Raw genomic sequence first — 16442 nt, 5'->3', positions numbered from 1 at the left:
GCTCAGCCGCCGACGGGCGCCACGAGCACGCCCGCGAGCCCCCAGGGGCGACCGTCGACCAGGTCGGTCCCCTTGCTCACGAAGCGGTTGACCGCACATGCCGGGCGCAGGGTCGCGACCTGCACCGACGAGGCCGCCAGCACCGGGTCGGGCCGGCTGATGATGCCGGCGAACGGACCCCGGTCGGAGGCCCACAGGGTGAAGTCCGTCGACAGCGGGTAGAGCGCACCGGCGCCGTACTCGCCCCTCCGGCTGGCCACCGCGACGTTGAGCCGGTTCTCGGCGGCGCGCTCCAGCAGCAGCGGGTCGAGGTCGGTGACGGCCTGGGTCGTGAACGGAACCGCGACGACGTCGACGTCCTGGAGCGCCGCGAGCCGGAACGTCTCGGGGTAGAGCGCGTCGTCACCGACGACGAGCGCGAGCCGGCCCCAGGGCAGGTCGGCGACGTCGAGGCCTTCCCCCAGGTCGCTCGCCCAGTCGTGGCGGGCGCACGAGTGCAGCTGCCGCTGACGCAGCACGACCCCGGCCGCCGAGAGCACCAGACCCACGTGGGCGTCACCCTCGGCCACGCTGGTCGCGACGAGCGCGTCGGAGCCCTCGAGCGCCGCGACGACGGCGTCCGGGGTGATCTCGGCGAGCTCGGGGAGCACGACCAGAGCGGCGCCGGTCGCCAGCGCCTCGGTCAGCAGGGTCGCCACGTCCTCGTCGCCCTCCGGGCCGACGACCGCCGTCACCAGCTCCGCGGCGCCGGCCGGGCGCTGTCGCCCGCGCGGGGCGTCGAGGATCGGGCGGTAGAGGTCGGGGCGGCGCGTCGCCATCACGTCGGTGCCGTCGGGGCGGCGCTTGTCGTCGGCCAGGGAGACGTCGATGTCGGCGACCACCACGGCCTCGCCGGTGCGGGGACCGATCGCCACCACGGTGCCGTCGGGCGCCACGATCTGGGCCTCCCCCGCGCCGTGCAGCAGCTCGGCCGGGACGCCCACGCGCTCGGCCACCATGGCGATGCTGTGCGGTGGCACCAGCGGGCCGACCTTGTTGGCGGCCACCACCCAGACCCGGTTCTCGACGGCCCGCACGGGCACGTGCAGCGAGGCCTCGTCGAGGGCGAAGGAGTTGATGCTGTTCAGCAGCAGCTGGGCGCCGCCGACGGCGAGCATCCGCGGCGTCTCGTTGATGACGCCGTCCATGCAGGAGTAGAGGCCGACCCGGCCGACGGCGGTCTCGACGACCGGGGATGCTTCGATCGCCGGGTCGAGGTGGTCGCGCTCGCTGCCCATCAGCACCTGCTTGTCGGTGACGGCGAGGATCGTCCCGTCCGGACCGAACAGCAGGTTGCTCCCCGTGGTCCGGCCGTCCTCGCGGGCCAGGGTGCAGTTGGCCATCAGGTGCAGGGAGTGCTCGGCCGCCTTGGCCGCCAGGGCGGCCACGAACGGACTCTCGAGGGTGAGCGCCATCCGGCGCGCGTGCTCGCGGTCGGCGTACCAGGAGACGTGGTTGCAGAACTCGGGCAGCACCACCACCTGGGCACCCTCGGCCGCCGCCCGGTCGGTCATCCGCAGGGCGGTGTCGAGGTTCTCCTCGACGTCCTCGGTCACGGCGTACTGGACAGCGGCCACACGAACGTTCGACATCATGCTCCTATATATGATCTACGCTAGGCGCCAAGCCTCGCACACCAGACCTTCGAACCCTAGGAGCCGGCCGGATGTCGGAAGCGACCCGTGAGCAGTCTGAGACCGAACCGGCCCTGGTGGAGGTGACGGCGTACGCAGGAAGGCCGCCGGTCTCCATCGACCTGAACAAGGCTGCCCCGTTCGGCTGGTGGGCCGCGATCGTCATCGCGCTCGTCGCCTTCATCGACCGGGTCGAGGTCAACCTGATCGCCGGCGCCCTGCCCCAGATCCAGGACCACTTCGGGTTCAGCGACACCTGGGCCGGCGCGATCCCGACCGCCGCCTCGGTGGCCGGCGCCCTCCTAGTGCTGCCCGCCGGCCGGCTCGCCGACCGCGCCCCCCGCGTGGTGACGATCTCGGTCGTCGTCCTGATCTGGTCCCTCTGCTCCGTCGCGAGCGGCCTGGCGACCAGCTTCATGCTGTTCTTCTTCATCCGGATCGTCATCGGCGGCGCCGGACAGCTCTACAACCCGCCGGCCTCGTCGCTGCTGGCCGACTACTACCCGGCGCGCAGCCGCTCCAAGGCGTACGGCTTCGAGCGCGCGGGCTACTACATGGGCCTGCCCGCGGGGGTCATCCTCGGTGGCGCCATCGCCGATGCGTACGACTGGCGCACGGTCTTCTTCATCGCCGCCGTCCCCGGGCTCCTCGTGGCGCTCCTGGTCCTCACCCTCAAGGACCCGATCCGCGGCCTCGGCGACCGGCTCGAGCAGGCCCGCACCGGCGACACGGAGGCCGCCCAGGGCAAGCACGTCGTCGACACCCGGTCGATCCGGGCCCAGACCGCGGAGCTGCTGCGCATCCCCACCCTGCGCGGCGTGACCGTCGCCCTGGCCATGCTGTCGCTGGGGGTCGCCGGTCTCTTCTACTGGATCCCGACCTTCCTGGTGCGGGTCGAGGGCGTCAGCGAGGCCACCGGCTCCTCGCTCTCCGGCGCCGTCGGCGGCACCGGCATCGTGATCGGCATCGTGCTCGGCTCGAAGTTCGGCGACAAGTACCACGGCCTGAAGAAGGGCTGGCGGATCAACGTCTCGGCCGTCTTCCTCCTCGTGGGTGCGGTCGGCCTCACCGGCACCGTCCTCCTGCCCGGCATCACGGTGCGCAGCGCCATGATCGCGCTGGCCTGCATCGGCTTCGCCGCGGCGATCCCGAACATGACGGCCGCCAACGCGGACGTGCTGCCCGCCAACGGTCGCGGCATGGGCTTCGCCGTGCTCACCTTCCTGGTCACCCTCGGCGGCTCGGCCGGTCCCCTGCTGATCGGCGTCGTCTCGACCCTGCTCGCCGAGACGTTCGACCTGAACAAGGCCGACTCGCTCCAGTACGCGATGCTGGTCCTGCTGCCGCCGCTGTTCATCTGCATCGGCATGGCCGCCAAGATCCGGCACACCTACGACGACGACGCCGCCAAGGCCCTCGCCGGCGGCTGAGTCGGCCCCTGACTACACAGCACAGCGCCCCGCCCGAGGATCTCGGGCGGGGCGCTGCGTCGTACGGCGGGTGTCGCTCAGCTCCAGTGGTGGACGACCGCGCGGCCGGGGCGGGCCGGGACCGGCGTACCGGCGGGGACGAAGGCCCAGTGCCGGTCGGCGGGCCAGAGCACGTCCACGTCGACGGCGAAGGACTGCTCGGGCAGGTCGTCGTGGACCGTGATCGAGCCGACCAGCCCGGCGTGCGCACCGCGCTGCTCCCCCACGGCCAGCGGGGTCACGGTGGCGGTGCCGGCGTCGTCCGCGGAGCCCTCGGCCCAGCCGCCACCGGGGCCGGAGAACCACACCAGGGCGCTGGTGCCGTCGGCGACGAAGGTGGCCGCTCGGGTCGCGCGGGGCTCGACGACCAGGAGGTCACCCGGCCCGACGGCGAGACCGCTCATGCTCAGCTCGCCGGAGAGCAGCACCATCTCCTCGCCCGCCGGCTGGTTGCCGACGGCGTCGCGCCGCCAGCCGTCCGGGAAGCGCACCAGCACGCTGCGGGTGCCCCGCTCTGCGTCGGCGTGCAGCATCACGAGCTTCGCCGGCAGGTCCGAGCCGGCGATGTTGTGCTCGAGCCACTTCAGGTCGGCGGCGTCCAGGTCGAGAACGGTCATGCGGGCTGCTCCTAGCGAGACGAGGGGTGGGTGGTGAGATGGGCGACGACGTCGTCCTCCGAGAGCACGTCGGCGTACTTCGAGTCCAGGTCGAACAGGTTCTGGTCCTGGGTCGCTGAGTCCCGGTCCCCGCACGCGTCGGCGACCACGATCGGCCGGAAGCCGTTCTGCAGCGCGTCGAGGGCCGTGGCCCGCACGCAGCCGCTGGTGGAGAAGCCCAGCACGATCACGGTGTCCACCCGCTGGGCGTTGAGGGTCGCGGCGAGGCTGGTGCCGAAGAAGGACGAGGCGTACTGCTTGCTCACGACGACCTCGCCCTTCCGCGGCGCCGGCGAGTCCGGGAAGGCGGCGTACGGCGAGCCCTCCTCGAAGACGCTCAGCCCGGGGACCTTGACGGCGAACCAGCCCGCGTCGGCACCGCCGGGCGCGAGCTTGACCGTGGTGAAGACGACCGGGTGTCCGGCAGCCCGCGCCGCCTCCACGACCCGGTCGGCGCTGGCGCGCGCGGCCTCGAAGCGGCCCTCCGTGTCGGTCAGCGGGCCGCCCGCGAGGTAGGCCCGAACCACGTCGACGACGACGACCGCCGGCCGCTCGCCGAACCCGATCCGGCCCCGGAAGCCGACGCTCTCGTAGTCATCCGCGCGGTCCATGCTCAGATCACGCCGTCCGCGGCCAGCGCGGCCAGCCGGTCGGCGTCCAGGCCGAGCAGGTCGCCGTACACCTCGTCGTTGTGCTGGCCGAGCTCCGGTCCGGTCCAGCGGACCGAGCCCGGGGTGGCCGACAGCTTCGGGACGACGTTCTGCATCGCGAGCTCGCCGAACTTCGGGTCCGGCACGCGCACGATCGCGTCGCGGGCGATGAAGTGTGGGTCGGCGAGCATGTCCGCGGCCGTGAAGATCCGACCGGCCGGTACGCCGCCCTCGTGGAGCAGGGCGAGCAGCGCGTCGGCGTCGTGCTTGCCGGTCCACACCGAGATGTGGTCGTCGAGCTCCTGCTGGTGCGTGCCACGACCGGAGTGGTCGAAGTAGCGGCTGCCCGCGGCAGCGAGCTCGGGCTCGTCCATCAGGGCGGCGAGCCGGCTGAAGACCGAGTCCTGGTTGGCCGCGATCAGGATCAGCTGGCCGTCGGCGGTCGGGTAGACGTTGCTCGGCGCGACGTTCGGCAGTACGGCGCCGGTGCGCTCGCGCTGGTAGCCCTGCACGTCCCACTCGGTGACGGTGCTCTCCATCATCGCGAGCACGGCCTCGTAGATCGCGCTGTCGACGATCTGGCCGTCTCCCGTGATGTCGCGGTGCCGCAGCGCGGCCAGCGCGCCGATGGTCGCGTGCATCGCGGCCAGCGCGTCCCCGATGGAGATGCCGGTGCGCGAGGGCTGCCGGTCGGGCTCGCCGGTGATGTAGCGCAGGCCGCCCATCGCCTCGCCGATCGAGCCGTAGCCGGCGCGCGAGGAGTACGGGCCGGTCTGGCCGTAGCCGCTGACCCGGACCAGGACCAGGCGCGGGTTGATCTCGCGCAGCCGGTCGTAGCCGAGGTTCCACTTCTCCAGCGTGCCGGGGCGGAAGTTCTCGACGAAGATGTCGGCCTCGCGGATCAGCTCGACCAGCAGCTCCTGGCCGGCGGCCTCGCGCAGGTTGAGGGTCACCGAGCGCTTGTTGCGGCCGACGACCGGCCACCACAGCGAGCTGCCCTCGGCCTTCTCGCGACCCCACTGACGCATCGGGTCACCGACGCCCGGGGGCTCCACCTTGATCACATCGGCACCCATGTCGCCCATCAGCTGGCCGGCGAAGGGACCGGCGAGCAGCTGCCCGGCCTCGATCACGCGGACCCCGGCCAGCGGGCCGCTCGGAACAGTCGTCATACCACGATCGTATATCCGATACGCTTTGCTCGTGAATCAGGTCCAGATCGTCGAGGTGTCCCCGCGCGACGGGTTGCAGAACGAGTCGCGCCTGGTGTCGACCGAGGACAAGGCCACCCTCGTGCGCCGCTGCCTCGACGCCGGGGTACGACGGGTCGAGGTCACCGCCTTCGCGCACCCCGAACGGGTCCCGCAGATGGCCGATGCCGAAGCCGTGCTGGCCGAGGTGCGCGACGACCCGCGGCTGACCTCGATCGGGCTGGTCCTCAACCGGCGCGGCCTGGACCGCGCGATCGCTGCCGGCTGCGACGAGATCACCGCCGTCGTGGTCGTCTCCGACGGCCTGGCCCTGCGCAACCAGGGCGTCGACACCGCGGCCCAGGTGGCCGCCTGGCAGGCCATGGCCGACGACGCCCGCTCCGCCGGCCTGGCCACGACCGTGATCCTCGCTGCGGCGTTCGGCTGCCCCTTCGACGGCGAGGTCTCGACCGAGCGGGTCCTGGAGGTCGCCCGCGGGGTGCTCGACGGGGGGCCCGACGAGCTCGCGATCGCCGACACCATCGGTGTCGGTGTCCCCGCCCAGGTGCGCTCGATCGTCTCCGGCCTGCGCGCCCTCGACGCGCAGATCCCCCTGCGCGCGCACTTCCACAACACCCGCAACACCGGCTACGCCAACGCGCTGGCCGCCGTGGAGTCCGGCGTGAGCGTCCTGGACGCCTCGGCCGGCGGCATCGGCGGCTGCCCGTTCGCCCCCGGCGCCACCGGCAACATCGGCACCGAGGACCTGCTCTACCTGCTGCACCGCTCCGGCTACGCGACCGCACCGGACGGCGGGCGACTGGACGCCGAGTCCCTCGCCGCCACCGGCACCTGGATCAGCGGCGTGCTCGGTCTCCCCCAGGCGCCCGCCCAGCTCGGCCGGGCCGGCCTCTTCCCACGACCCGTCGCGAAATAGCGCCGAGCCGGCGCAAACTCGCGCCGGCTCGACGAATCTCTTCGTGCAGGTGGTGCGGATCAGCAGGAGACGCGGACCTCCGCGGCCTTGCAGGTGTCGTTGCCGCCGCCACCCTTGACCACGTCGCGCCCCGGACCGCCGTCGAGCCGGTCGTCGCCGTCGCGGCCGTTGATCGCGTCGTCCCCGCCGTTGCCGGAGAACCGGTTCGGGCCGTCGTCGCCCCGGATGATGTCGCGAACGCCGCTGCCGCGGACGTACTCGATCGACGCGAGGTCGGACCGACCGCCGGAGACCCGGACCCGGCCGGACTCGCCGGACTGCAGGTCCACGATGGTCTGGCGGCGCCCCACGAGGCTCAGGATGTCGTTCCCCTCGCCACCGTCGACGGTGCCGCTGACGTACTGGCTGCCCGCGCCGCTGGCGAACACCGGCGAGAGGATGTCGTTCCCGGTGCCACCGTTGAGGACGGTCGCGATCGCCGCGACCGGACCCTCCTTGACGGAGCTCGCGGCCTTCAGGGTGTCGTTGCCCGAGCCACCGTTCGCCGTGCCGCCGTAGCGGAGGTCGATCGTGTCGCGGCCCGTGCCGCCCTCGACGACCGCGGCGTACGCCGTGACGTCGTCCTTGCCCGCTCCGGCGTCCACGGTGCCGCGGTAGGCACGGACCGTGTCGCTCCCGGCGCCCGTCGCGATCGTGTCGCCGTCGGTGTCGAACTTCGGCCCGACGCTCGAGACGTAGGTGTCGGCGTCGGCGCTCCCGGTGAAGGTGTCGGCGAAGGCGCTTCCGCGGACCACCCGGATGCCGGTGACCGTCTCGTTGTCACCGCCGTCGACCACGGTGCCGGCGGTGAGGTCGACCGTCACCGCGGCGGTCGACCGCTCGAAGGTGAGCACGGTGCCGGCGAGACCGACGAACGTGTCCTTGCCGGGACCGGCGAAGACGATGGTCGCGCGACCCTTGGCCGTGCCGGCCACGTCCTCCAGGGTGTCATCGCCCGCACCCCCGTCGAGGTCGGCCTTGGTGCCGGAGACGGCGCAGATGAGGTCGTTGCCCTCCTTGCCGTCGACCTTCACGCCGGTGAAGCCGCCGGTGTGGATGACGTCGACGTTCTCGGTGCCCGTCAGTACCTGGTTGTTCGCGGTGGCGACGATCGTTGCCGCCTGCCCCTGGCACTGCTCGCCGACCGCCTGCGCCGGGCTCGCCACGGCGAGCGCGACGCCCGCGAGCGTCAGTCCCGACGTCGCCGCCGCGGCCATGATCGTGCCTCTGTGTCGCTGCGTTCTCATCTGTCCTCCGAGCTGATCGATTTCGATGCGCGGAGGTCCGGATGCCCGGACCGCCGCCCTTTACTCTTCCCCACCGCTCAAGCCGCACGCCTCGTCGGCGGTGGAAGTTCCTGGTGCCTCAGCAGGAGCGGCGCACCTCAGCGCTGCCTCGGTTCCGGCCGGGACCGGTCTTCTGTTCTACCTGCTCTCCAGTCCGATGCCGGCCAGGCGCGATTGGTTCGCGCGGAAAATGCACGAACCGGCGCGGGTGAGCTGCGGTGGGCAACTCGACTCGCGCCGGCTCGGCATGAAGCGGGGTGGATCAGCGGGTGGCGGTGCCCTCGGTGTAGTCCGAGTCGTGGCTCTTGACCCAGGCCATCAGCTTGCGGAGCTCGCGGCCGGTGGTCTCGATCGGGTGCGCCTCGCCCTTCTTGCGGAACTCCGTGAACTCCGGCGAGCCGTTGTCCATGTCGGTGATGAACCGCTCGGCGAAGGCACCGTTCTTGATGTCCTCGAGCACGGCCTCCATGTTCTTCTTCACGTCGGGCGTGATGACCCGCGGGCCGGAGACGTAGTCACCGAACTCGGCGGTGTCGGAGACCGACCAGCGCTGCTTGGCGATGCCGCCCTCGTACATCAGGTCGACGATCAGCTTCAGCTCGTGCAGGCACTCGAAGTAGGCGACCTCGGGCTGGTAGCCCGCCTCGGTGAGCACCTCGAAGCCGTACATGACCAGCTGCGACGCGCCACCGCACAGGACGGCCTGCTCGCCGAACAGGTCGGTCTCGGTCTCCTCGGTGAAGGTGGTCTTGATGCCGCCGGCGCGCAGGCCACCGATGCCCTTGGCGTACGACAGCGCGAGCTGCCAGGCGGTGCCGGAGGCGTCCTTCTCGACGGCGACGAGCACCGGGACGCCGCGGCCGTCGACGTACTCGCGACGGACCAGGTGGCCGGGGCCCTTCGGGGCGACCATGAAGACGTCGACGCCCTCGGGCGGGGTGATGTAGCCGAAACGGATGTTGAAGCCGTGGCCGAAGACCAGAGTGTCGCCCTCCGCGAGGTGGGGCGCGATCTCCTCGGCGTACAGCTTCCGCTGGTGCTGGTCGGGCGCGAGGATGACGATCACGTCGGCCTCCTGCGCGGCCTCGGCCGGCGTCAGCACGCGCAGGCCCTCGGCCTCCGCCTTGGCGCGGCTCTTCGAGCCGGGCTGCAGACCGATGCGCACGTCGACGCCCGAGTCGCGCAGCGACAGCGCGTGGGCGTGGCCCTGGCTGCCGTAGCCGATGACCGCCACGTTCTTGCCCTGGATCAGGGACAGGTCGGCGTCGTCGTCGTAGAACATCTCAGCCACGGTGGGCTTCTCCTTCGTTGGTGGTGGTGCAGGTTGACTGTCTCGTCACCGGGTCTCGGGGCTCGGCGCCGGGGCGCCTCGCGCCTCAACCAGCGGTGGCGGCGGGTGGAGCGGGAATGGCGACCGGGCGCAGGGAGCGCTCGGAGACGGATCGGGAGCCGCGACCGATCGCCACCATGCCGGACTGCACGAGCTCGCGGATCCCGAAGGGCTCGAGCACGCGCAGGAAGTCGGCGAGCTTGGCAGCGTTGCCGGTGATCTGGATGGTGACCGCGTCGGTGGCGACGTCGACCACCTTCGCACGGAACAGCTGGACGGTGTCGAGCACCTGGCCACGGGTCTCGGCGGTGGCCGCGACCTTGACCATCAGCAGCTCGCGGTTGACCGAGGCGGTCGGGTCGAGCTCGACGATCTTGATCACCTCGACCAGCTTGTTGAGCTGCTTGGTGACCTGCTCGAGCGGCGAGCCCTCGACATTGACCACGATGGTCATCCGCGAGATCTCGGGGTGCTCGGTCGGGCCGACCGCCAGCGAGTCGATGTTGAAGCCGCGGCGGCTGAACAGCCCGGCGATCCGGGCCAGGACACCGGGCTTGTCCTCCACGAGGACCGACAGGGTGTGCCTAGTCATCAGAGGTCGTCCTCGTCGAAGTCGGGCGCGAGGTCTCGCGCGTACTTGATCTCGTCGTTGCTGGTGCCGGCGGCGACCATCGGCCACACCATGGCGTCGCGGTGCACGCGGAAGTCGACGACCACCGGGACGTCGTTGATCTCCATGGCCTTCTCGATCGTGGCGTCCACGTCGGCGGGGCTGTCGCAGGACAGGCCCACGCAGCCGTAGGCGTCGGCGAGCTTGACGAAGTCGGGGATCCGGACCGGGCCGCCGTGCCGCTGCAGGTTGGTGTTGGAGTAGCGCTCGTTGTAGAAGAGCGTCTGCCACTGCCGGACCATGCCGAGCGACTCGTTGTTGATGATCGCGACCTTGATCGGGATGTTCTCGATCGCGCAGGTCGCGAGCTCCTGGTTGGTCATCTGGAAGCAGCCGTCGCCGTCGATCGCCCAGACGGTGGTGTCGGGCATCCCGACCTTCGCGCCCATCGCCGCCGGGACGGAGTAGCCCATGGTGCCGAGCCCGCCGGAGTTGAGCCAGGTATTCGGCTTCTCGTAGCCGATGAACTGCGCGGCCCACATCTGGTGCTGGCCGACGCCGGAGGTGTAGATCGAGTCCGGTCCGGCGATCTTGCCGAGCCGCTCGATGACGTACTGCGGCGCGAGCGAGCCGTCGGCCGGCGTCTCGTAGCCGAGGGCGTACTTCTTCTTGACCCCGCTCAGGAACTCGACCCAGGCCTCGTAGTCACCGGTGGTGCCGGCGTCCGCCTCGGCCTTGAGCGCGACGATCAGGTCGCTGATCACCTCGCGGCAGTCACCGACGATCGGGACGTCGGTGTAGCGGTTCTTGCCGATCTCGGCCGGGTCGATGTCGGCGTGGATGACCTTCGCGCCGGGGGCGAAGGAGTCGAGGTTGCCGGTCACCCGGTCGTCGAAGCGAGCGCCCAGGCTGATGATCAGGTCGCTCTTCTGCAGGCCGGCGACCGCGGCGACGGTGCCGTGCATGCCCGGCATGCCGAGGTGCTGCGGGTGACTGTCGGGGAACGCGCCGCGCGCCATCAGGGTGGTCACGACCGGCATGCCGGTGAGCTCGGCGAGGACCCGCAGCTCCCGGTGGGCGCGGGCGCGGATGGTGCCGCCGCCGACGTAGAGGACCGGGCGCCGCGACTCCAGGATCAGCCGGGCCGCCTCGCGGATCTGCTTGGCGTGGGGCCGGGTCACCGGTCGGTAGCCGGGCAGGTGCAGCTCGCGCGGCCAGTCGAACGAGGTCATCGCCTGTAGGGCCGACTTCGCGACGTCGACCAGGACCGGCCCGGGGCGCCCGGTGGAGGCGATGTGGAACGCCTCCGCGATCTTCTGCGGGATCTCGGCCGGGTCGGTGACCAGGAAGTTGTGCTTGGTGATCGGCATCGTGATGCCGCGGATGTCCGCCTCCTGGAAGGCGTCGGTGCCGATCAGGGCGGCGCCGACCTGTCCGGTCACCGCCACCATCGGCACCGAGTCCATGTGGGCGTCGGCCAGCGGCGTGACGAGGTTGGTCGCGCCGGGCCCGGAGGTGGCCATGCAGACCCCGACCTTGCCGGTCGCGGCGGCGTACCCCTGGGCCGCGTGGCCCGCGCCCTGCTCGTGCCGGACGAGGATGTGGCGGATCGTGGAGTCCATCAGGGGGTCGTACGCCGGGAGGATCGCGCCTCCCGGGATGCCGAAGATGTGCTCGGCCCCCGCCGCCTCCAGCGACTTGATCAGGCTCTGTGCGCCCGTGATCTCGCTCATTCCTTGCATTCCTTACCCGTGGTCCCGATGCGGTGCTGTGGCAACAAAAAACCCCTCGGTTGCTGGGCAACGAGGGGTGACGCGCTGGCTGAACAGGTCAGCGGGCGCGTCGCGTGCGTACAAGAAGGTCCTGGCGCATGCGACCACGGTAGCCGGTCGGTCTCGTCGCGTCACCCAGTGTGGCAGTCGTCCCAGGATACGGGATGACCGTCTTGGGATGCGGATGGGCCCCGAGCGCCGGTCAAGGCTCAGCCCTCCCGGCCGAGCCAGGTCGTGATGCAGGCCCGGTTGCCCTGCGCATCCGCGAGCACCCAGTACGCCGGCGCGCGGTCGTCGCTCACCATCGTGCCGCCGGCGGCGACCGCGTCGCGGATCCGCTGCTCGGCGACCTCGGGCGGGACTCGCACGTCGAGGTGGAACCGCTGCTCGACGCCCTCGGACGAGCGAGGCTCGGACTCCTGGAACCACAGCGTGGTCCGACTGCCGTCCGGGTCGACCAGCTCACGGTCGTCGCCCTCGGACGTCTGGTAGCCGAGCAGCGCCGCCCAGAACGGCATGATCTCCGCGCGGTCGTGGGTGTCGAGCGCGAGCTCGGTGACGGAGACCCCGCCGGGGTCGGCCGTCGCGCCCAGTCCCCCGGCCGCCTCGGAGATCTCGCGGGCCAGCCGGACGTCGCGCCGGGTGATGCCGCCGACGTCGTGGCTGGACAGCCGCACCGTCACCAGCGAGTAGGTGAGGTCGACGTCGGGATGGTGGTTCGCCGCCTCGGCGGCCGCCCCGATCGCGTCGACCAGGGCCAGACCCGTGGCGAAGTCACCGGTGCGGAACCGGGCGTGCAGGGCGGCGAACATCACCCGCCAGTCGGCGAGCAGCTCGGCCTCGACGCCGTGTCCGTCCAGGCGCTCCTTGTCGGCATCCGTGGGGGAACTCATGGCAGCACCTTCCGTCCGATGGGACCGGGGTTCCAGGCGATCTCCCAACGGTACCCGTCGGGATCGCCGAAGTAGCCGGTGTAGCCGCCCCACTCGCGCTCCTGGCCGGCGTGCACCGGCTCCGCACCGGCAGCTCGCGCGGTCGCCAGGACGGCGTCGACCTCCTCCCGGGTGGCGACATTGTGGGCGATGGTGAACGGGGCCACGCCCGGGCCCCGGGAGATCGGACCGACCTCGGCCTCGAACGCGGCCTCGGCCCACAGCGAGAGCACCAGCCGCTCGCCCGCCTGGATCATCACCACCTCCCCCGCGACGTCGACGTCGGCGACCCAGCCCAGGCCGTCGCAGTAGAAGGCCCGGCTGGCGTCGAGGTCGCGCACCGCGAGGGTCAGGAAGCTGATCCGCTGGTCCATGAGCCCGACCCTGCCACGGCGCACCCCCAGGCCTCCACGGCCCTTCCCCGCCGGCCCTCCGACGACCTCCCGATGACTGGGGACACGCTGCCCTGCCGGTCGGGACACCGGGCGCCCCAGGCTGCCGACGTCATCGACCCGAGGAGCCACCATGACCAGCGCACCGCCCCTGACCATCCCCCCCTCCCATCACTCCGACCGCGGCCCCGCCGGTCGCGGCTGGGCGATCGTCGGCGCCGTCGCCGGACTCGCGGGGGTGGTCGGCATCCAGGCCTCGCTCTCGATCGACGCCGTCTACAACAAGAAGTACGCCGGTGACGCCGAGCTCATCACCGAGCGCCTGGAGGACTTCGTACCGAACCTCCTGGTCCTGCACGTCGCCATGATGGTCGCGAGCCTGCTGCTGCTCGTCTTCGCAGCCGGGCTGCGCCGCCGGCTCCAGGGCCAGGCCCCGGCCGGCAGCCTGTTGCCGGACGTCGCCGCCGGGGGGCTGCTGCTCACCTCGGTGGCGGCCCTGATGGGGGTCGCCTTCTCGACCGAGATCGTCTTCGGGGTGACGGCGGACGACCCGAAGCTCGACCCGGAGTTCGCCGCCGTCGTCGGGCACTGGATCGGGACGGTGCCGTGGCTGTGGGTCGGGGCGGGGGTCACCGGCATCGCCGTCGCCGTCGCGGCCCTGCGGCACGCGGCCGCGCCCCGCTGGATCGGGTGGGTCGCGGCGGTGCTCGGCGGCCTGACCACGATCGCCGGGCTGTCCCCGCTGCAGTACATGGCCGGCTTCACCGGTCCCGTCCTCGTGCTGCTGCTCGGCGCCGGCTTCGCGCTCGGTGACCGGTCGACCGGCCGCACCCCCTGACCCGCCCGTGACGTCGGGTGCGGTCGCCGCTGTCACGTCCCCCCGGCAGGCGGCCGTCGAGCTCGTCGTCACGGACGGAGGCCGGCCCCGGGCCGCCGCGGCACTCGCCGTGGTCGCCTGGGGCCTGGCCGTGCTCTCGCTTCCTCTCCTGCTGCTCGCGCGACCACCCGTCGACGCGAACCTGCTCTTCTTCGTCGTCGACGTCTCCGTGGCCTGCCTGTACGGCACGGTCGGGGCGGTCGTGCTCGGCCGGCGTACCCACCCGGTCGCGTGGCTGCTCGCGCTGGCCGGCGTGGGCGGCGGGCTGTCCGCCTTCGGCTACGCGTACGACGCGTGGGCGGCCGCGCCCGGCGGGCTGCCGCCGTCCGACGCGGTCGCGACGCTGAGCTGGACCGGGTGGGTGCCCGGGACGCTCGCGCTCTTCCTGGTGGTGCCCTGGTTGGTCCGCGACCACCCGCTCGGTAGAGCCCGGTGGGGAGTCGCCGTCGGGGTGATCCTGTGCCTGGGCTTCCTGCCGGTGTCCACGACCTCGGGTCAGGCCTACGTGCCGATGCTGCTGGCGGTCTCGGGGCACGGCCTGCTCACGGCCGCGGCGGTCGAGCGCCGGCGGCGCACCGGCCCGCTGGAGGAGCGCAACGGGCTGGGCTGGCTGGCGCTGGGGACGGCCGCCCTGGCGGCGTCGTTCCTACTGCTCCTGCCCTGGATCCCGGCTCCGATGTGGGCCGTGCCGACGCTGCACCTCGCCTCCCAGGCGGTCTTCCCGGCCGCGGTGCTGGTCGTGGTGCTGCGCAACCGCCTCTGGGGGTTGGACCTGGTGGTCAGCCGGGCCGTCCTGGTCGGACTGCTCACCACCGTGCTGCTCGCGCTCTACCTGGGCGCGACCGCCCTGGTGACCCAGGTGCTGCCCGGCGAGGAGCCGGCCCGCCTCATCGGGGCCGGCGTGGTCGCCGTGGCCGTGCAGCCGCTCCGGCTGCGGCTGGGCCGCCGGGTCGACCTGCTGGTGCACGGCGAGGCGGCCGACCCCGGCCGGGTGGTCCGCAGGATCGGCTCGCAGCTCACCGACACCGGCACCGTCGAGGACCTGTTGAGCGGGCTCGCCGAGGACGTCGGCCGCTCGATGCGGCTCTCCTCGGTGACCGTGCACACCGACGAGACCGAGCCGGTCCGGTGGGGCGAGCCGGCGGGTCTCCCCACCGTCGTACCGCTGCGGCACCGTGGCGAGCACGTCGGCGATCTCGAGGTCACGGCGACGGCCGGCGAGCAGCTCTCACCCCGCGACCTGCGCAACCTCGACGACCTCGCCTCGGTCGTGGCGGCGGCGGTCGCCGTCGTCGGCTCCGCCGCGGACGTCGAGCGGATGCGCGAGCGACTGTCGCAGGTCCGGCTGGAGGAGCGGCGAGTGATCCGCCGCGAGATCCACGACGGCCTCGGCCCCTCGCTCGCCGGGATCCGGCTCGGTCTGCAGGGAGCGCGCAACCTGCTGACCGACCACCCGGAGGCCGGCCGGGAGCTCCTCGCCCACCTGCAGGGCGAGGTCGACGTCGCCGTCGAGGCGGTCCGCACGCTCTCCCACCACCTGCTCCCCCCGGTCCTCGAGGAGCTCGGGCTGGAGCCGGCGCTCCGCGAGCTCGTGCACCGGTACGACGACTCCCGGCTGAGCGTCTCGCTGGACGCCGGTCCGGTCGGGGGGCTCGCCACGTGGACCGCGGCGACGGCGTACGCCATCGCGAGCGAGGCGCTCACCAACGCCGTGCGGCACGCGAGCGCGACGACCTGCCGGCTGACCCTCCGAATCCTCGAGGACCGGCTGGTCCTGGAGGTGGCCGACAACGGTCGCGGGGTCGCGACCGACGCGGTGCCCGGTGTCGGCACCCGGTCGATGCGCGAACGGGCCACCGAGCAGGGCGGCACGGTGGAGGTCACGGCGCGCCCGGAGGGCGGAACAGCCGTCACGGCCGTGCTGCCACTGGTAGGAACGTCCCCGTGAGCGAGATCCGCGTCGCCGTCGTCGACGACCACCCCGTCTTCCGGCTCGGCATGGCCGGGCTCCTCGACTCGCTGCCTGGGATCAGCGTCGTGGCCCAGGCCGAGTCCGCCGCCGAGGCGATGGAGCGGGTCGACGACCGGGTCGACGTCGTGCTCATGGACCTGCACCTCGGCGACGACTCCGGCATCGAGACCACCCGCGACCTGGTCCGCCGTCGGCCCGACCTGGCGGTGCTGGTGGTGACCATGGACGAGGACGACGAGTCGGTGGTGGCGGCGATCCGGGCCGGCGCGCGCGGCTACCTGCTGAAGAGCTCCTCCCCCGAGCAGGTCGAGCGCGGCATCCGGGCGGTCGCGGAGGGCGAGGCGATCCTCGGCCCGCAGGTCGCCGCCCGGGCGATGGCCAGCCTGATGGCGGGGCGCACCGCCGTACGCCTGCCGTTCCCGGAGCTCTCCGACCGCGAGCGCGAGGTGCTCGACCTGCTGGCCCGCGGCTACGACAACACGACCATCGCGCGCCGGATGGTGCTGAGCCCCAAGACGGTGCGCAACCACGTCTCCAACGTGCTCACCAAGCTGGGCATCCCCGACCGCGCGACCGCGATGATCAAGGCCCGCGAGGAAGGTCTCGGGGGCGACTGAGTGCCCCGCCCGCCTGGGCACGCCGGGTCGGCGTGCCCTA

At 72.2% G+C, this 16442-nt stretch carries 15 protein-coding genes; 5 read left to right on the top strand and 10 right to left on the bottom strand.

Translation table 11 applies throughout. The features are described from left to right. Nucleotides 1-2: 2 nt before the first annotated feature. Nucleotides 3-1631: a carbon-nitrogen hydrolase family protein gene (locus tag MUB56_RS11970; RefSeq protein ID WP_244932119.1), complete on the bottom strand. Its 1629-nt coding sequence runs from the start codon at nt 1629-1631 to the stop codon at nt 3-5. A gap of 74 nt (nt 1632-1705) precedes the next feature. On the opposite strand from MUB56_RS11970, the gene MUB56_RS11965 reads away from it, so the two are divergent. Then, nucleotides 1706-3103, top strand: coding sequence for an MFS transporter (locus MUB56_RS11965; RefSeq protein WP_244932118.1), 1398 nt, complete (start codon nt 1706-1708; stop codon nt 3101-3103). Nucleotides 3104-3180: 77 nt separating this feature from the next. Here the strand turns inward: MUB56_RS11965 and MUB56_RS11960 are convergent, their stop codons facing one another. Genes MUB56_RS11960 through MUB56_RS11950 form a run of 3 tightly spaced genes read right to left on the bottom strand, consistent with a single transcriptional unit; the run spans nt 3181 to nt 5620 of the window. Then, nucleotides 3181-3759 (bottom strand): hypothetical protein, encoded by a 579-nt coding sequence (locus MUB56_RS11960; RefSeq protein WP_244932117.1) that lies wholly within the window; start codon nt 3757-3759, stop codon nt 3181-3183. 11 nt (nt 3760-3770) lie between these two features. Beyond that, nucleotides 3771-4409, bottom strand: coding sequence for an isochorismatase family protein (locus MUB56_RS11955; RefSeq protein ID WP_244932116.1), 639 nt, complete (start codon nt 4407-4409; stop codon nt 3771-3773). A gap of 2 nt (nt 4410-4411) precedes the next feature. Continuing rightward, nucleotides 4412-5620 (bottom strand): CoA transferase, encoded by a 1209-nt coding sequence (locus MUB56_RS11950; protein ID WP_244932115.1) that lies wholly within the window; start codon nt 5618-5620, stop codon nt 4412-4414. 31 nt (nt 5621-5651) lie between these two features. Here MUB56_RS11950 and MUB56_RS11945 point away from each other — a divergent pair, with 31 nt between their 5' ends. Continuing rightward, complete coding sequence (locus MUB56_RS11945; protein ID WP_244932114.1) at nt 5652-6575, top strand: hydroxymethylglutaryl-CoA lyase; 924 nt, start codon at nt 5652-5654, stop codon at nt 6573-6575. Nucleotides 6576-6634: 59 nt separating this feature from the next. Here the strand turns inward: MUB56_RS11945 and MUB56_RS11940 are convergent, their stop codons facing one another. From MUB56_RS11940 to MUB56_RS11915, 6 genes are all read right to left on the bottom strand, one after another. Beyond that, a complete protein-coding gene (locus MUB56_RS11940; protein ID WP_244932113.1) occupies nt 6635-7861 on the bottom strand; it encodes a calcium-binding protein in 1227 nt (408 codons plus the stop codon). A 301-nt stretch (nt 7862-8162) separates the two neighbouring features. Continuing rightward, a complete protein-coding gene (ilvC, locus tag MUB56_RS11935) occupies nt 8163-9191 on the bottom strand; it encodes a ketol-acid reductoisomerase (RefSeq protein ID WP_280637401.1) in 1029 nt (342 codons plus the stop codon). An 85-nt stretch (nt 9192-9276) separates the two neighbouring features. Beyond that, nucleotides 9277-9822, bottom strand: coding sequence for an acetolactate synthase small subunit (gene ilvN, locus MUB56_RS11930; protein WP_244932112.1), 546 nt, complete (start codon nt 9820-9822; stop codon nt 9277-9279). Continuing rightward, nucleotides 9822-11573: an acetolactate synthase large subunit gene (locus MUB56_RS11925; protein WP_244932111.1), complete on the bottom strand. Its 1752-nt coding sequence runs from the start codon at nt 11571-11573 to the stop codon at nt 9822-9824. Before MUB56_RS11925 ends, ilvN begins: the two co-directional genes overlap by 1 nt. A gap of 248 nt (nt 11574-11821) precedes the next feature. Next, nucleotides 11822-12505, bottom strand: coding sequence for a 4a-hydroxytetrahydrobiopterin dehydratase (locus tag MUB56_RS11920; RefSeq protein WP_244932110.1), 684 nt, complete (start codon nt 12503-12505; stop codon nt 11822-11824). Continuing rightward, nucleotides 12502-12918, bottom strand: coding sequence for a VOC family protein (locus MUB56_RS11915; RefSeq protein WP_244932109.1), 417 nt, complete (start codon nt 12916-12918; stop codon nt 12502-12504). Before MUB56_RS11915 ends, MUB56_RS11920 begins: the two co-directional genes overlap by 4 nt. A 151-nt stretch (nt 12919-13069) precedes the next feature. Between MUB56_RS11915 and MUB56_RS11910 the strand changes: the two genes are divergently transcribed. The 3 genes from MUB56_RS11910 to MUB56_RS11900 are packed head-to-tail and all read left to right on the top strand — an operon-like array spanning nt 13070 to nt 16402. Then, on the top strand, nt 13070-13774 hold the full coding sequence (locus tag MUB56_RS11910; RefSeq protein ID WP_244932108.1) for a hypothetical protein: 705 nt from the start codon (nt 13070-13072) through the stop codon (nt 13772-13774). 7 nt (nt 13775-13781) lie between these two features. Next, nucleotides 13782-15761, top strand: coding sequence for a sensor histidine kinase (locus MUB56_RS11905; RefSeq protein WP_244932107.1), 1980 nt, complete (start codon nt 13782-13784; stop codon nt 15759-15761). Then, the gene (locus MUB56_RS11900) at nt 15758-16402 is read left to right on the top strand and encodes a response regulator transcription factor (RefSeq protein WP_244932106.1); all 645 of its coding nucleotides are present in this window, start codon (nt 15758-15760) and stop codon (nt 16400-16402) included. Before MUB56_RS11905 ends, MUB56_RS11900 begins: the two co-directional genes overlap by 4 nt. The last annotated feature ends 40 nt before the right edge of the window (nt 16403-16442 follow it).

Source organism: Nocardioides sp. W7 (assembly GCF_022919075.1).
GTDB lineage: Bacteria > Actinomycetota > Actinomycetes > Propionibacteriales > Nocardioidaceae > Nocardioides.
This window is presented reverse-complemented; position numbering and strand designations above follow the sequence as displayed.

What these genes read in the sequence shown, in the direction of transcription:
- MUB56_RS11915 (WP_244932109.1), bottom strand. Translation starts at nt 12,918, where the DNA reads ATGGACCAGCGGATCAGCTTCCTGACCCTCGCGGTGCGCGACCTCGAC.
- MUB56_RS11965 (WP_244932118.1), top strand. Translation starts at nt 1,706, where the DNA reads ATGTCGGAAGCGACCCGTGAGCAGTCTGAGACCGAACCGGCCCTGGTG.
- MUB56_RS11940 (WP_244932113.1), bottom strand. Translation starts at nt 7,861, where the DNA reads ATGAGAACGCAGCGACACAGAGGCACGATCATGGCCGCGGCGGCGACG.
- MUB56_RS11925 (WP_244932111.1), bottom strand. Translation starts at nt 11,573, where the DNA reads ATGAGCGAGATCACGGGCGCACAGAGCCTGATCAAGTCGCTGGAGGCG.
- MUB56_RS11920 (WP_244932110.1), bottom strand. Translation starts at nt 12,505, where the DNA reads ATGAGTTCCCCCACGGATGCCGACAAGGAGCGCCTGGACGGACACGGC.
- MUB56_RS11950 (WP_244932115.1), bottom strand. Translation starts at nt 5,620, where the DNA reads ATGACGACTGTTCCGAGCGGCCCGCTGGCCGGGGTCCGCGTGATCGAG.
- MUB56_RS11910 (WP_244932108.1), top strand. Translation starts at nt 13,070, where the DNA reads ATGACCAGCGCACCGCCCCTGACCATCCCCCCCTCCCATCACTCCGAC.
- MUB56_RS11960 (WP_244932117.1), bottom strand. Translation starts at nt 3,759, where the DNA reads ATGACCGTTCTCGACCTGGACGCCGCCGACCTGAAGTGGCTCGAGCAC.
- MUB56_RS11970 (WP_244932119.1), bottom strand. Translation starts at nt 1,631, where the DNA reads ATGTCGAACGTTCGTGTGGCCGCTGTCCAGTACGCCGTGACCGAGGAC.
- ilvN (WP_244932112.1), bottom strand. Translation starts at nt 9,822, where the DNA reads ATGACTAGGCACACCCTGTCGGTCCTCGTGGAGGACAAGCCCGGTGTC.
- MUB56_RS11955 (WP_244932116.1), bottom strand. Translation starts at nt 4,409, where the DNA reads ATGGACCGCGCGGATGACTACGAGAGCGTCGGCTTCCGGGGCCGGATC.